The following is a 17,113-nucleotide window of genomic DNA, read 5'->3' as shown; positions in this document are numbered from 1 at the left end:
TACCCCACCCCTAAAGGGATAGGGTTCTGAGATTGAAAAATTTGTTTTTTGCCCACTAAAGGCAAAACGTGTACCGATATTTTTTTCAGAGTTCACTCTTTAAAATTCAGACTTCTGTTGTCAATTAACTCTTAGAGCCGTTCTGCATAATTCATCAAACAGTTTCTATCAGCGAGGTTGAGTCAAAAAACTTCGTTAATTTATGAAAGTTGAGGCAAAATGAATACAGTTAGTCAGCAGCTTGGAACAGGTTCACTGCATCTACGCCTTTGGGATCTCCTAGAGAATCAGACTGAAGCGAATCCCGACGCGATCGCAATTGCCGCAGTAGGACGCCCTCCCCTCACCTATCGCCACTTGGGCGATCGCATTCGCCAAGTTGTCACTACGTTGAACGCTATGGGTGTAGGGCGCAATCACCGAGTTGCTGTTGCCCTGCCTAATGGTGCAGAAATGGCAGTTGCCTTTTTAGCGATTGCCTGCGGTGCCACCTGTGCGCCTCTCAACCCCAGCTATCGGGAACCAGAATTTGACTTTTATTTATCGGATCTTGATGCCAAGGCACTGATTATTCAGTCGGGAGTTGCCGAACCCGCTAGGGAAGTAGCCCGAAAACGCGGGATTCCGATTATTGAACTTTCTTCTAAACTGGAGGCTGAAGCAGGAGTCTTTACCCTCACGGGGGGTGAACCCAGCAATTTAGTGAATGGGGGTTTTGCCGAACCCGATGATGTAGCTTTAATTTTGCATACATCCGGCACCACATCACGTCCGAAAATGGTGCCACTAACCCACAGCAACCTCTGTACTTCAGCGTATAACATTCGGGAGACGCTGAATCTGACAGGGAGCGATCGCTGTTTGAATGTGATGCCCCTGTTTCATATTCACGGACTCATGGGTGCATTACTTTCATCCTTAAGCACGGGTGCTAGTGTGGTTTGTACGCCGGGGTTTTACGCCCCGCAATTTTTTAATTGGGTAGACGAGTTTCGCCCAACTTGGTATTCAGCCGTTCCGACAATCCATCAAGGAATTTTAGCTCGAACTGAAGCTAACCGTGACATTATTACCCGTTGTCCACTGCGGTTCATTCGTTCTTCTTCTGCATCTCTGCCACCCCAAGTCATGGCTGAGTTGGAAACGGTATTTAATGCCCCTGTGATTGAATCCTATGGGATGACAGAAGCCTCTCATCAAATGGCTAGCAACCCCTTACCGCCGGGAGTACGGAAACCGGGTTCTGTGGGGGTGGCAGCCGGACTAGACGTTGCCATTATGGACGAGGCAGGCAACTTGCTCCCTTCTGGGGAAGTGGGGGAAGTGGTAATTCGGGGAGCTAGTGTTACTAAGGGTTATGAAAATAATCCCGAAGCGAATGAAAAAGCATTTACCAATGGCTGGTTCCGTACCGGTGACTTAGGGTATTTGGATACAGATAACTATCTCTTTCTAAAGGGTCGAATCAAGGAAATCATTAACCGGGGGGGTGAAAAAATTTCTCCCCGTGAAGTGGATGAAGTGCTGCTCGATCATCCGGCAATTCAGCAAGTTGTCACCTTTGCTGCGCCCCATACTCTCTTGGGTGAAGATGTCGCTGCGGCAGTCGTTCTCAAGCAAGAGGTATCCACTACGGAGATAGAACTTAAGGAATTTGCTGCCAAGAAATTGGCTGATTTTAAAGTCCCCCGTGTGATTCTGTTTTTAGATGAAATTCCCAAAGGTCCAACAGGCAAACAGCAGCGGATTGGTTTAGCTGAAAAATTAGGTCTTACTGCCTCTAATCCGACGGCACCCAGACCCAACTATACCCCACCACGCACCCCTAAAGAAGAAACGTTAGCGAAAATTTGGTCTGAGGTTTTAGGCATTGAGCCAGTTGGGATTCATGACAATTTTTTCCAGTTGGGCGGAGATTCTATCCTAGCAACTCAAATCATTAACCGAGTGCGAGACGCCTTGCAGGTTGAGCTGTCCTTTCTCATCTTTTTTCAGCAACCGACCATCGCTAGCATGGCAGAGAGAATTGTCCCAACTCAGACGGAAACGGTAGAGTCTGATGAACTAGGCGAGATATTAGCTGAAATTGAATTGCTCTCAGATGAGGAAGCTCAACGAATTTTAGACCAAGGCATTCATAATTCATAAGGAGAGATTAAAGAGAATGGTAAATCCTTGCGGAATTCGCCTACGACAGGACTTAAACAGCAGAGATATTATTCCGTTTATCGGTGTTTATGATGTATTTTCGGCATCGGTTGCGGGAAAATATTATGACGGTATTTTTATCAGTGGGTTTGGTTTTGCGGCTAGCTACTACGGCTTACCGGATATTGGATTTATTGCCTGGTCTGACATTTTAGCATTTGTCCAACGGGTAAAAACTGTACTGCCCCACCATCATATTCTCGTTGATATAGACGACGGTTATGTAGATACAGAAGTTGCTTGTCATGTGGTGTCTCTGTTGGAGTCTATCGGGGCTTCAGGGGTAATTATTGAAGACCAAAAACGCCCTCGCCGATGTGGACATTTGGATGGCAAGTTGCTGATGGAGTTGGATGAATTTCTAGAAAAACTGAAAAAGGTTTTGGCAACTCGTAAGGATTTGTTTGTCGTTGCTCGTACCGATGCAACAGATATTGATGAAATTATCCGCCGAGCTAAGGCGTTTGAGGAAGCGGGAGCGGATGCCATATTAGCTGATGGGATTAAAGATTTAGAAATTATCGAAAAATTAAAATCTAAAGTAGGTAAACCCCTGGTATTTAACCAAATTGCCGGCGGGAAGTCTCCGCCTTGCAACTTAACCCAACTCAAGGATGCGGGTGTGTCTTTGGTGAACTACAGTACACCTTGTCTGTTTGCTGCCCAAACTGCCCTTGAAGATGAAATGCAATTGCTCAGAGAACGGGATGGATATATCCAGAAAGACAGGGTAGGCGTGAAAGAATGTACGGCACTTTTGCATGAGAATCTGGTGAACCGGAGTAAAGAATAGACGTCTTGTTCCAAGTCGAGAACTGCTTAACAGGAAACTGATCAAAAATCCTGCTTCTTTACCCTCTACTTTCTAGCCAGGTCTAGTAATGAACGATTTTTACATTCGGATAGGTTAAAGCTATTTATGTCAGGTCATAAACACTATGAACGATATTAATCAAAAACTTACCAAACTATCACCAGCTAAACGAGCGCTTCTAGAACAGAAACTTCAGCAAAAAGCACTCAAACAAAACCGCGAACTTTCCATTCCTCAAAGAGCTAATTCTGACTCAGCCTCTCTCTCATTTTCTCAAACAAGAATGTGGCTACTCGACCAGTTTGAGCCGGGAAATCCTGCTTACAATCGTCCCACCAATATTCACCTGACGGGTCGTTTAAATGTTACTGTACTAGAGCAAAGCCTCAACGAAATTGTACGTCGCCATGACATTTTACGCACGAGTTTTCCGGCTGTGGATGGGCAACCCGTTCAGGTTATTTCTCCGATGCTGACCTTAATGTTGCCAATTGTAGACCTGAGTCATTCACCTCAAGACCAGCGAGAGGATGAAGTTCAACGTCTTGCCACTCAAGAAGCACAGCAGTCTTTTAATTTATCTCAATTGCCTTTAATGAGAGCTATCTTAGTGCGATTGAGTGAACAGGAGCATATATTACTGCTGACTCTGCATCACATTATTTTTGATGGCTGGTCGATGGGGGTTCTCATTCAGGAACTGGCAGCACTTTATGAAGCGTTTTTGACTGGGAAACCATCTCCTTTACCTGAGTTACCCATTCAGTATGCTGATTTTGCCCAATGGCAGCGACAAAGATTGCAGGGAAAAGGATTAGAGTCTCAGCTTGCTTACTGGAAAAAACAGCTTGGGGGTAATTTACCCATTCTGGAATTACCGACCGACCGACCCAGAGGTGCTGTGCAAACTTTTCGGGGGGCGAAGCATTCGTTGGTGTTACCCAAGAACCTGAGTGAAGCACTTAAAGAATTGAGCCAACGGGAAGGGGTGACATTATTTATGACCCTGTTGGCAGCGTTTCAGACACTGCTTTATCGATACACGGGTCAGGATGACATTATTGTAGGCACTCCGATTGCAGGACGCGATCGCACCGAAACGGAGAAACTAATTGGCGTTTTTATTAATACCTTAGTTTTGCGGACGCAGATACAAGTAAATCTCACTGTTCGGGAACTATTGGGTCGAGTGCGGGAAGTAGCATTAGGAGCTTATGAACATCAAGATGTACCCTTTGAGAAATTAGTACAAGAACTGCAATCCGAGCGAAACTTAAGCCGCACTCCACTATTTCAGATACTCTTTCAACTGCGAAATCTACCTAACAAGGCAGTAGAAGCACAAGGATTAAAAATAGATGATTGCCTATTAAAAACAGGCATGGTGATGCTCGATCTAGCTCTGGAGATTGAAGAGCAACCTGAAGGGCTTTATTGTGTATTTAAGTACAACAATGACTTATTTAGTGCAGCGACTATAGAGCAGGTAGGTGTTCATTTTCAGATTTTATTAGAAGGGATAATTGCTAATCCAGAGCAGTCAATCTTGAATTTGACATCTTTGACTAGAAGTCATCATCAAGCTTTATCCAACTACCAGCACTTCAGTTGTTTTTTAATAGGTCACGAGTCTTTATTGATTCCTTGTGCCGAGCTTCTTTTAAAGCGCGGTCATCAGATATTAGGCATTATCTCAATGGGGACATTGATTACTAGCTGGGCAACTTCACAGGGTATACCTTATATCCAGCCAACTGAAGATTTAATCAGCTTTTTAAGCCAGCAAGCTTTTGATTACTTATTCAGTATTTATAATCTCTCTATCCTCCCTCAAGAAATTCTAGAATTACCCCGTCAATATGCAATCAATTGTCATGATGCTCTGCTGCCCAAGTACGGCGGTATAAATGCTCCATCCTGGGCTATCCTACATCAGGAAAAAAATCATGGCGTCACATGGCATAAGATGACTCATCAGGTTGATGGAGGTGATATTTTCAAACAGGTAACTATTAGCATTAGTAAAAAAGAAACGGCTTTTACTCTGAATGGCAAGTGCTATGAAACAATTATCCATTCATTTGCTGAATTAATCCATGACTTGGCTTCTAACCAAGTCACTTTAGTTCAACAGGATCTAGCCAAACGAAGCTACTTTTCAAGGTCGCAAAAACCGAGTCCTGGCTGTGTCTTGTCCTGGAATCGTTGTGCCCATGAACTAGATACTTTTGTTCGAGCTTTAGACTTTGGTTCACATGAAAATTTAATCGGCTTTCCGAAGTTAGTACTAGGCAGCGAGTTTATTATTGTTTCTAAGATTGAAGTTCTTGATACTCCATCTACGTCACCACCAGGAACAATAACAGCAATTGAATCTAATTGCCTTCAGGTTAGTACTACAAGTTATGATATTTTGCTGCATCAGGTGTTATCGATAGAGGGTCAACCCCTCTCCATACCTGAGTTTGTTACAAGATTTAAACTCCAGGTAGGAGAGCGGTTTAAGGATATCGAACTAGATCTAGGGAAGCGTATTAAAACGTTAGAAGTATCGCTAGTCAAGCATGAAAAGTTCTGGGTAGAGAAATTAGCAACCTTACAGCCGATAACACTTCCCTATGCAGAACGGAAAATCTCATCCCAGTTATCAGAAGGTGAGGTCAGGAGTAAAGAATGGTTGATCCCCAATGAGGTAATAACTTTCTTGGAGAGTTACCCACCAGTAGGGACTCTAGGAAACTTCCTTATTGCAGCTTTTGCTGCCTATCTCGCTCGCATCAGTCAGACTGATTGTTTTGATTTGGGATTGAGACAAAGCGAGCTAGAAAACCAACTGACAGGACTAGAAGGCTTGTTTGCCTCTGCTGTTCCTTGTCGCATAGAGATAAACCAAGAGCAATGCTTTGCAGAAGTTGTTCAGGCTGTAAACGAGCAGGTGGAATTGATAAAACAGCACAAAACCTATTCACGAGATGTTGTGTTGAGATATCCGAAAATTCAGTTGCTTGAAGCGGGTTGTGATTGGAGATTGCCTATCATCGTAGAACAGGTAGCCAGTCTCGATGATTACAAACAAAAATCTGAACAAAATGCGCTGACCTTAGTTATCCCGGAAAATGGCAAAAAATGCTATTGGGTCTATGATGCTACCACTTACACTGATGACAGCATTGACAGAATTGTAGAACAGTTTACGATTTTTGTACAAAGCATTGTTGCTGCTCCTAGCCAGGATATCTGTGACCTTCAATTGTTATCCGATGCTGAACGTCACAAACTGCTAGTAGAGTGGAATGCTTCCCAAACAGAGTACCCAGTTGACCAGTGTATCCATCAATTATTTGAACAGCAGGTAGACAGAACTCCTGACGCAATAGCGGTGATGTTCAAAGACCAAAAACTCACCTATCGGGAGTTAAATACCAAGGCAAATCAATTAGCTCATAACTTGCAACAACTCGGCGTGAAACCAGAAGTGCTGGTGGGAATCTGCGTGGAACGCTCCCTAGAGATGATTGTGGGATTGTTGGGAATTCTTAAAGCAGGTGGAGCTTATGTACCGCTAGACCCAGTTTATCCGATGGAGCGGTTAGCCTATATGGTGTCAGACGCCCAAGTTCAAGTGCTATTAACTCAAGAGAAATTGCTGCCTTTGCTCTCCCAGCAGATAGCGCATATTATTTGCCTGGATACAAGCTGCGGGGATTCTAATGAGAGTAAGGAAAATCTACCTCACAGTATTCAGCCGGATCATTTAGCCTATACGATTTACACATCGGGTTCTACTGGGAAACCTAAAGGGGTACTAATCTCCCATCGCTCTTTAGTCAATTTTACACAGGCTGCTATTTCTGAATATGGGATAAGTCAGAGCGAGAACCCTACAGGTACGCTTTGCGATCGCATTTTACAATTTGCCTCAATTAGTTTCGATGCAGCCGTCGAAGAAATTTATCCCTGCCTGACTACGGGTGGAACATTAGTGCTACGAACTGATGAAATGTTAAGTTCTCTATCGACATTTCTCAAAGCTTGCCAAGATTGGAAATTGACCGTTTTGGAGCTGCCGACAGCCTACTGGCAGCAACTGGTTTCTGAATTAGCAACAACTGATATAGTCCTACCTGAATCCCTGCGCTTGGTAATCATTGGGGGAGAGCAAGTCCTACCCGAATCAGTGAGAATGTGGCAACAGCAGGTAGGTGATTGCCCTCAATTGTTAAATACTTATGGTCCAACCGAAGGAACTGTAGTTGCCACCGCTTACAAGGTAAAAGCATCTACACCAATAAAGAAAGAAGTACCGATTGGACGCGCTCTTGCTAATGTTCAAACTTACATTCTCGATCGCAATTTACAACCTGTTCCTATCGGTATTCCAGGAGAATTGCACATTGGCGGTTTGGGTTTAGCACGAGGCTATCTCAACCGTCCCGATCTTACCCAGGAAAAGTTTATTGCTAATCCTTTTAGTAACGATCCAAATGCACGTCTTTACAAAACTGGCGATCGAGTACGCTATCTCCCTGACGGCAATATCGAATTTATTGGTCGCCTCGATAATCAAGTTAAAATTCGGGGTTTCCGCATCGAACTGGGGGAAATTGAAGCCGTATTAAGTCAACATCCACAAGTCAAAGAAGCCGTTGTCATAGCCAGAGAAGACCAACCCGGTAATAAACGTCTCGTTGCTTATTTTGTTTCTAACTCCCAACAAGTAATTACCGATGAACTGCGCTCGTTCCTCAAGACAAAGCTACCTGAATATATGGTGCCATCGGCTTTTGTCAAGCTGGATAAATTACCTCTAACTCCCAATGGTAAAGTTGACCGTCGCGCCTTACCAGTACCTGAAATAGAGGATACTCTCTCTAACAACTTTGTCGCACCCAGTACCCCAAGTGAGGAACAACTAGCTGCTATCTGGTCATCGGTTCTAGACATCGAGCGAGTGGGAATTCATGATAACTTTTTTGAGTTGGGTGGACATTCTCTGTTAGCCACTCAAGTTATCTCTCGTATCCGTCAAGCTTTTGAGGTGGAGTTGCAGTTGCGTGCTTTATTTGAAGCCCCTACAGTTGATGAATTAGCAAAACGTATTGAAACAATGAATTGGTTGAAACAAGATTCACTAAATACTTTAAACAAAGGATTAGAGGAAGTTGAATTATGAATACTATTGAGTTTCTCTCTTATATTCGCAGTCTAAACATTAGACTATATGTTGATGGCGCTCGCTTACGCTGCCAAGCTCCCCAAGGTGCTATTACACCCAGTTTAAAAGCAGAACTAGCGGAGCGCAAATCAGAAATTATTGCCTTTTTGAATCAAGCCAAGACAAATTCTGCCCAAACAATTCAACCCATTTCCAGAGATAGAAATTTACCTGTATCTTTTGCCCAGCAAAGATTATGGTTTCTTGACAAACTTGAAGGTCAAAGTGCTATTTATAACATATCTAAAGTGCTACGTCTTTCCGGCAAACTCAACCTAACGGCTCTAGAGCAAGCCTTCCAAGTAATAGTAGAACGTCATGAAACCCTACGCACAAGTTTTCAGGTCGTTAATGATTCTCCTGTTCAAATCATTGCTCCTCAAATCTCCTTTACCTTGCCAGTTATCGACTTACAAAACTTACCGATAGAGGAACAATCTACCCAAGTTCAAAAATTAGTCAAGAAAGAAGCCCAAAAACCCTTTAATTTAACTCAAGCACCCTTACTACGAGTCACCCTCCTCCACTTAAAGGAACAGTCCCATATCTTAGTTCTGACAATACACCACATTATCTCTGATGGCTGGTCGATGGGGATATTCATTCGTGAATTATCAACCTTATATCAAGCCTTCCATAAGGGAGAACCTAATCCTTTACCACCATTATCCATTCAATATGCCGACTTTTCTCACTGGCAGCGAGAGTGGCTACAAGGTGAAGTTCTCAGCAAGCAACTCAACTATTGGAAAGCCCAATTAACCGATGCTCCTAGACTGTTAGAACTGCCAACGGATCATCCTCGTCCACCAGTGCAGACGTTTCGAGGGAGGCGGCAACAATTTCAGCTTAATGCTGAACTAACGCGAAAGCTAAAAACATTGAGCCAACAGTCAGAAGCCACTTTATTTATGACCTTATTAGCGGCTTTTGTGACATTACTCTATCGCTACACTTCTCAGGCTGATATTGTCATTGGCTCTCCTATCGCTAACCGCAATCGTAGTCAAATTGAGCCATTAATTGGATTCTTTGTCAATACTTTGGCATTACGGATTAACTTAGATAACAATCCCAAGTTCAATGAATTACTAGCTAAAGTGCAACAGATAGCCTTAGATGCCTATGCTCACCAAGACTTACCATTCGAGAAACTCATAGAAGAACTGCAACCGGAGCGTTCGTTAAGTTATAGTCCTTTGTTTCAGGTAATGTTTGTCTTACAGAATGCTCCGAGTAGTAACCTAGAATTACCAGATTTAACCCTGACACCCTTAGAACTTGATACCGAAACAGCCAAATTTGATTTAACTTTATCAATAACAGAAACTGAGCAAGGGTTAAGGGGTGTTTTGGAATATGCCACTGATTTGTTTGATGAGGAAACCATCACCCGAATGGCCGGTCATTTCCAAACGTTGTTAGAAGGGATTATTGCTAATCCTCAACAGAAAGTCTCACAATTCCCAATTCTAACGGAAGCTGAACAACATCAGTTATTAGTGGAGTGGAATAATACTCAGACTGATTATCCCAAAGATAAATCTATTCATCAATTATTTGAGGAGCAAGTTGATAAAACTCCTGATGCCGTAGCGGTAGTATTGGATAACCAAAAACTGACCTATCAAGAGTTAAATAATCGAGCAAATCAGTTAGCTCACTATCTGCAAAGGATGGGTGTAAAAACCGATGTTTTAGTAGGTATTTGTGTTGAGCGTTCCCTAGAAATGATAGTCGGGTTATTAGCAATTCTTAAAGCTGGAGGAGCTTATGTTCCATTAGACCCAACTTATCCCAGTGAGCGCTTGACTTATATGCTAGAAGATGCCCAAGTTAGAGTGTTGTTAACTCAACACAGATTAGTTGAAGGGCTTCCTACTAACGATGCCAAGGTTCTTTGTTTAGATACGGATTGGAGGATAATCGCTCAAGAGAGCCAAAACAATCTTCTTACAAGTGTTAGCCCTGATAACTTAGCCTACATCAACTATACGTCAGGTTCGACAGGCAAACCTAAAGGAGTAGCCGTGGTACATCATGGTGTTATTCGTCTTCTGTTTGGCATAGATTACGTTCACCTAGATGCGGCACAACGATTGCTACAAATGGCACCCATTTCTTTTGATGCTGCCACCTTTGAGATTTGGGGAGCTTTGCTACATGGTGCTCGGTGCGTTTTTTTCCCAGAAAGAGTCCCGACCGCCGATAATTTGAGACATACAATCGAAACTCAGCGTATTACAACCTTATGGCTGACCTCGGCACTGTTTAATTCAATAATTGATGATGATCCAGAAGCTTTATCAGGAATTCAACAACTATTGACAGGTGGAGAATCCCTCTCAATCGCTCACGTTCAAAAAGCTCTGAAGGCTTTGCCATCGACACAGATCATCAATGGATATGGTCCGACAGAAAGCACGACCTTTGCTTGTTGCTATTGTATTCCCAGACATCTAAAGGGAACGGCACAATCAATCTCTATTGGTCGTCCCATCAGTAACACTCAAGTTTATGTGCTTGACTCCCATTTCCAGCCTGTCCCTATTGGCGTACCCGGAGAACTTCACATCGGAGGTGATGGACTAGCCAAAGGTTATCTCAATCGCCTAGAATTAACAGCAGAAAAATTTGTTCCTAACCCTTTTAGTAATGAACCCGATGCCCGTTTGTACAAAACTGGGGACATAGCGCGATATCTGCCTGATGGCAACATTGAATTTATTGGTCGGATTGATCATCAAGTCAAAATTCGGGGTTTTCGCATTGAACTGGGGGAAATCGAAGCGGTACTCAGTCAACATCGCCAAGTTAAAGAAGTCGTTGTTATTGCCAGAGAAGACCAACCCGGTAATCAACGTCTGGTTGCCTATTTTGTTTCTAACTCCCAACAAGTAATTACCGATGAACTGCGCTCGTTCCTCAAGCAAAAGCTACCTGAATACATGATGCCATCGGCTTTTGTCCGGTTGGATACTCTCCCCCTAACTCCCAATGGCAAAGTTGACCGTCGCGCCTTACCAAAACCTGAAATAGAGGATACACTATCAACTAACTTTGTCCCACCTCGTACCTCAACCGAGGAACAATTAGCGTCTATTTGGGCATCAGTTTTAGGAATCGAGCGAGTGGGAATTCATGATAACTTTTTTGAGTTGGGTGGACATTCTCTGTTAGCTACTCAAGTTATCTCTCGTATCCGTCAAGCTTTTGAGGTGGAGTTGCAGTTGCGTTCTTTGTTTGAAGCCCCTACAGTAGATCAATTAAGCGATCGCATCGAAACAATTCTATGGGCTACGTCAACTCAAGTCCCATCAACTGAAACTGATCTAGAAGAAGGAGAACTATGAAACCGATTGAAGAACTTTTATCCGAACTGCGCCATCGTCAGGTCAAACTATGGATTAATGAGGGGCGTTTACGTTACAGTGCGCCCCAGGGAACCCTAACTCCTGACTTGCTCGAGCAAATGCGATCGCGTAAATCAGAAATTCTGGCATTTCTGGAGCAATTTAATCCAGACACACCTGCACAAATTAAACCCGTTCCCAGAAACCAAGACTTACCCCTATCCTTTGCCCAACAACGACTGTGGTTTCTCGACCAACTCGAAGGCAAAAGCTCCGCTTACAATATACCCATGGCGTTACGTCTGAAGGGCAACCTCAACGTAGCTGCCCTACAGCAAGCCTTACACTCCATCATCGAGCGTCACGAAACCTTACGCACCAACTTTGCGACTCGCAATGGCACTCCTATCACTATTATTCACACCACGTCTAACTTTTCCCTGCCCCTAATAGAGTTGCAAAACCTATCGGAAACTGAGCGGGAAACTGAGGTACAACAATTACTTGATAAGGAACATTTACAACCCTTTGACCTAGAAAAGGATTCCTTAATTCGAGGGACTCTACTGAGGCTACAAGACCAATACCATATCCTCATACTCAATCTCCACCATATCATCTCAGATGGTTGGTCAATGAACCTGTTGCGTCAGGAACTCGGAACCTTCTACTCCGCTTTCTCTAATAATAATCCCTGTCCCTTACCCGAATTGCTCATCCAATACGCTGATTTTGCTTATTGGCAACGAGAAGAGTTAGCCAGAGAAATCTCCCAAAAACATCTATCCTACTGGAAACAACAACTCGCAGGCGCACCACCCCTGTTAGAGTTACCCCTTGATCATCCCAGACCAACCCTTCAAACCTTTACGGGCGCAAAATATTCTCAACACCTTTCCCAACCCCTCAGTGAGACTCTAAAAACTCTGAGCCAAAACGCAGGCGTTACCCTATTTATGACCCTATTAGCGGCATTTAAAGTCTTACTGTATCGCTACACGGGTGTAGAAGACCTGGTGATTGGCACTCCTGTCGCGGGTCGTAATCGCTCGGAAGTTGAGCCATTAATTGGCTTTTTTATTAATACCGTAGTCCTACGCACCCACCTTGATGGTAATCCCAGCTTTCGAGAACTGTTGGGTCGAGTCAAAGAGGTGACAATAGGAGCGTATGAGCATCAAGAAATGCCCTTTGAGAAGCTAGTAGAGGAACTGCAACCGGAACGAAGTCTAAGTCACAATCCTCTGTTTCAAGTCTGGTTCAACATGGTCAATTTGCAATCCAAAGCATTGGAACTGCCAGAGTTGACAGTGGAGTTGCTTTCTAGTTCAGAAGCAGCATCTAAGTTTGATATTACCCTATACGTGCGGGAGCAATCTGAAGGCATCACGTTGCAGTGGGTGTATAACCAGAATTTGTTCAACCCAGAAACCATCGCAGGGATGGCAGAGCGTTTTCAAACCCTATTAGAAAGTACCGTTACTAATCCAGAGTACCCGATTGGTAATTTGTCTCTTTTAAGTTCAGCAGAACGTCAGAGGCTGCATAATTGTAAAAACCTTGTTACTCCTGATAAACCGTTTACAGAATTTCCCAAAGCAGCCATTGAGCAATCCATCTCTGCTCGGTTTTCTGAGCAAGTCATAAAATATCCCGACAATATTGCAGTCTCCACTAAAAACCATCAGTGGACTTACCACACCTTAAATAATAAGGCGAATGCGATCGCTCAAACCCTCCGGCAACAGTGCGGAGACACTTCGCAACAAATAGCCCTATTATTGGAACATGATGCACCTGCGATCGCCGCTATTCTAGGAATCCTTAAACTTGGCACAACCTACGTTCCCCTCGACCCCACGTATCCCCAACTCCGACTGACTTATAGTCTCGAAGATGCTCAAGCCACAGTTATCCTAACGAACAATAACAATTTGGCTCTTGCCCAAGAATTAACCTCTAACAAAATTCATCTGATCAATATTGATGAAATCGACCTAGAAAGGGATTGGGATGAAGTCAATCTATCCATTGCCCCAGATACCACAGCCTATATCCTCTATACCTCCGGCTCAACTGGACAACCCAAAGGCGTCCTACAAAACCATCGCAATATCCTCCATTTCATCCGCAACTATACAAATAATCTTCACATTGCTGCTGATGATAAGCTAACCCTGCTAGCCTCCTACAGCTTTGATGCAGCAGTGATGGATATTTTTGGAGCATTATTAAACGGTGCTACCCTATGTCCATTTAATATTAAGACAGACGGTTTAGCCAAACTATGCCAATGGCTAACTCAACAAGAGATTACCATTTATCACTCCACCTCCACTGTCTACCGACATTTTATCGACACCTTACCCGTACCTGCTCAACCACAAGAAACACCTTTTCCTCAAATTCGCTTAGTCGTTTTGGGAGGAGAGGAAGTCGTCAAAAAAGATGTCGAGATATACCAAAACTATTTTTCCACAAATTGTATCTTTGTTAACGGATTAGGATGTACAGAATCCTCCTTTAATCTGCAATATTTAATCAATGATGATACAGTCATTGCCGGTCAATCGGTTCCCGTTGGTTATCCTTTTGAAGACACTGATATTTTATTACTCAATCAGGCAGGTGTTGACGCTCAAATTTATGGAGAAATTGCTATTAAGAGTCCCTATATTGCTTTAGGGTATTGGCAAAAACCGGAACTAACACAAGCAGCATTTTTACCCGATCCGGATGGTGGTTCGACTTCGCTCACCACAAGAGGCACCACAAGAGGCACCACAAGAGGCACCACAAGAGGCACCACAAGAGGGAACCGCCGAATTTATCGCACTGGAGATTTAGGACGTTTAAGAGTTGATGGCACAATCGAATTTTTAGGCAGAAGAGATTTTCAAGTCAAACTTCGGGGTTTCCGCATCGAACTTGGCGAGATTGAGACAAATTTACTGCAACACTCGGCGGTTCAGGAAACTGTCGTTATTGCTTCCCCAGATAATTTTGGTAATAAGCGGCTCGTTGCTTATGTAGTTCCCAAGCCAGAGTCAATTCCTACATCTTTGGAATTACGCAACTTCCTCAAAGATAGGCTTCCTCACTATATGGTGCCAGCCGTTTTTGTTAGGCTGGATGCCTTGCCCTTAACTCCCAACGGTAAAGTGAACCGTCGCGCCCTGCCTATCCCTGATGTAACGAAACCAGAATCGGACGACACGGCTGTTGCTCCCCGTGATGAGTTAGAACTGCAACTCACCAAAATTTGGGAAAGCGTTCTCAACATTCAACCGATTAACATACATGATAACTTCTTTGAGTTAGGCGGACATTCTCTGCTAGCGGTGCAATTATTCAGTGAAATTAACAAGAAAATTGGTCAAGATATTCCCCTAGCGACTCTTTTTCAAGCGCCAACGATTGCAGAACTGGCAACTATTTTGCGCCAAGAAGAATGGTCAGCACCTTGGTTAAGTTTAGTCCCCGTTAAGCCGACAGGTTCTAAACCCCCCTTCTTCTTTCATGGTGGTGCTGCTGATGCTATGACTTGGGCAGGATTTGGTCGCCGTTTACCTCCAGATCAACCTTTTTATGGTCTGCAACTGCCAGCTTTAGATGGCAAACACGAGTTTCAAGATTCTGTTGAGGAAATAGCGGCGGACTGCCTCAAAGAAATACAAACACTCCAACCCAAAGGACCCTATTTTATCGGCGGTCACTGCTTTGGCGGAACTATCGCCTTTGAGATAGCTCAACAACTTCACGCTCAAGGTGAAGAGGTAGCACTGCTAGCTTTAGTTGATGCCTACTCCCCTAAATCTGTGCCAAATGATAGCGTTCTGTGGCGAACTCAGGCTCTGATTCATAAATGGGATTTTTTATTGTACAAAACTTACTACTATCATTCTGATGAATTAAGAAAACACCAATTAATCGGAAAGCTAACTTATCTTGGAGATTGGTTAGGGCAGAAGATCAAAGTAAAGCTACAACATCAGATTAACGATCAGCCTTCACAAGGGTTAAATAATTCCCCTAGTAACGTAGTTAAAACTGACAACGATTCTCACTCTTCTCAAAATAATGACGAATTTGTTCCTCATGGAATTCGCTACCTCCAAGCTCACCAAGCCAACCGAGCAGTGAAGGCAAAGTATTGTCCTCAAGTTTACCCTGGTCGCCTGACTCTCTTTCGGGCTAAAAAGCAAACACTAGACTGGTATTTCGGTCAAGCATTAGGCTGGAATGACTTAGTAGATAGCGGAGTAGAGTGTCAGGAAATTCATGGTATTTTTGGCAATTTGTTCAATCAACACTCTCTCCCACTGCTCGTTGAAAAGGTGAAGAGTTGCTTGGAGGAAGCACAAAATGATACCCGGAAATAAAACCGAATTTAATAACCTCCTAGTTATCCCCTCTGCAAAAGTCTAAATGTTATGGAATATACCTGAAACTAGAGCCATGAATATCGTTCAAATTGTTCCCAGACTTCCACCTTACACCGATGGTGTTGGTGATTATTCACTAAGATTAGCCGAGCAACTCTTAAAGGCTCACGGAATCACAACTCAGTTTCTAGCGTTCCAACAAGGTCTTAAATTAGACCCGATGATTAATGGATTTCCAGTCATAGGATTACCTGCTCACAACTTGGATGCTTTTTTATCCGTTTTTCCCAAAGACGTTGATGCAATCCTTGTACATTACAGCAATTATCCCTATCTACGTGGAAAACTAGACGCTCCCTTTTGGCTTGTAGATGCTTTGCGATTGGTGGTGAGACAACAATCCCTTAAGTTGGTTGTTATGTTTCACGAGTTACCAAGGTTGAAATTTAAAGCGCTCAATATCCTCAACCCCATCCAGAGTAGAGTCTCTTGTCACCTTGCCAAATTAGCCACTACTGTTATTACTGATAGTGCTAAATTTCAAGCGGTTCTTGAGCAATGGGTAAAGCACCCTGTTACCTGCATCCCTGATTTTTCCACAATTGGTGAACCCGATCGCGTTCCCTCCTTAGCCGAACGCCAGCGACGACTGATTATTTTTGGCGGCAGCGATCGCCATCGTGCTTATAAAAATTACCTGCCAGAATTGCTTTACACTTGCCAGGTGTTAGGCATTGAAGAAATTTGTGACATTGGTAAATCTCTGAATTTGCAAGACTATGACTTCCAAAACATACGTCTTGTTGAGAAGGGATTTCAACCGAATGAAGCCGTTCGTCAATTACTGTTAAATTCATTAGCAGGATTTTTAGACTACAGTCGCTTCCCAGGTGATTTAGGTAAATCGAGTGTTTTCGCTTCGTTCTGCGCTCATGGACTGATTCCGCTCAGTTCTCAATACAATCCGTCAGAAGCCGATGGATTAGAAATGAAGAAGCACTATTTAATACCCGATAAGAGATTAAAAGAGTTTAATTTATCCCAACTACAAACGGTTGCTGATAATGCCAATAAATGGTACAACCGCCACAACTTGACCGAGAATACTAAAGTTTTTACATCACATCTTATAGGATGA

General features: G+C 43.4%; 6 protein-coding genes. All 6 read left to right on the top strand.

The window, feature by feature from the left end; genetic code table 11:
- Positions 1-219: 219 nt before the first annotated feature.
- The 6 genes from IQ257_RS02740 (at position 220) to IQ257_RS02710 (ending at position 17,113) form a co-directional block, all read left to right on the top strand.
- On the top strand, positions 220-2,148 hold the full coding sequence (locus IQ257_RS02740) for an AMP-binding protein (RefSeq protein ID WP_193873105.1): 1,929 nt from the start codon (positions 220-222) through the stop codon (positions 2,146-2,148).
- A gap of 16 nt (positions 2,149-2,164) precedes the next feature.
- Positions 2,165-3,001 carry an isocitrate lyase/PEP mutase family protein gene (locus IQ257_RS02735; protein WP_193873104.1) on the top strand — a complete coding sequence of 279 codons (837 nt, stop codon included), beginning with the start codon at positions 2,165-2,167 and terminating at the stop codon, positions 2,999-3,001.
- 145 nt (positions 3,002-3,146) lie between these two features.
- Positions 3,147-8,195, top strand: a complete 5,049-nt coding sequence (locus IQ257_RS29735) for a non-ribosomal peptide synthetase (RefSeq protein ID WP_228060364.1) — start codon at positions 3,147-3,149, stop codon at positions 8,193-8,195.
- Positions 8,192-11,590: a non-ribosomal peptide synthetase gene (locus IQ257_RS02720; protein WP_193873103.1), complete on the top strand. Its 3,399-nt coding sequence runs from the start codon at positions 8,192-8,194 to the stop codon at positions 11,588-11,590. The genes IQ257_RS29735 and IQ257_RS02720 overlap by 4 nt, the downstream gene beginning before the upstream one ends.
- Positions 11,587-15,972: a non-ribosomal peptide synthetase gene (locus IQ257_RS02715; protein WP_193873102.1), complete on the top strand. Its 4,386-nt coding sequence runs from the start codon at positions 11,587-11,589 to the stop codon at positions 15,970-15,972. Before IQ257_RS02720 ends, IQ257_RS02715 begins: the two co-directional genes overlap by 4 nt.
- Before the next feature lie 76 nt (positions 15,973-16,048).
- Positions 16,049-17,113, top strand: coding sequence for a glycosyltransferase family 1 protein (locus IQ257_RS02710; RefSeq protein ID WP_193873101.1), 1,065 nt, complete (start codon positions 16,049-16,051; stop codon positions 17,111-17,113).

It is taken from the genome of Coleofasciculus sp. LEGE 07092 (genome assembly GCF_015207375.1).
Lineage (GTDB): Bacteria > Cyanobacteriota > Cyanobacteriia > Cyanobacteriales > Coleofasciculaceae > LEGE-07092.
The sequence above is the reverse complement of the archived record's forward strand: the minus strand, read 5'-3'. Positions and strand labels throughout refer to the sequence as shown.

What these genes read in the sequence shown, in the direction of transcription:
- IQ257_RS02740 (WP_193873105.1), top strand. Translation starts at nt 220, where the DNA reads ATGAATACAGTTAGTCAGCAGCTTGGAACAGGTTCACTGCATCTACGC.
- IQ257_RS02735 (WP_193873104.1), top strand. Translation starts at nt 2,165, where the DNA reads ATGGTAAATCCTTGCGGAATTCGCCTACGACAGGACTTAAACAGCAGA.
- IQ257_RS29735 (WP_228060364.1), top strand. Translation starts at nt 3,147, where the DNA reads ATGAACGATATTAATCAAAAACTTACCAAACTATCACCAGCTAAACGA.
- IQ257_RS02720 (WP_193873103.1), top strand. Translation starts at nt 8,192, where the DNA reads ATGAATACTATTGAGTTTCTCTCTTATATTCGCAGTCTAAACATTAGA.
- IQ257_RS02715 (WP_193873102.1), top strand. Translation starts at nt 11,587, where the DNA reads ATGAAACCGATTGAAGAACTTTTATCCGAACTGCGCCATCGTCAGGTC.
- IQ257_RS02710 (WP_193873101.1), top strand. Translation starts at nt 16,049, where the DNA reads ATGAATATCGTTCAAATTGTTCCCAGACTTCCACCTTACACCGATGGT.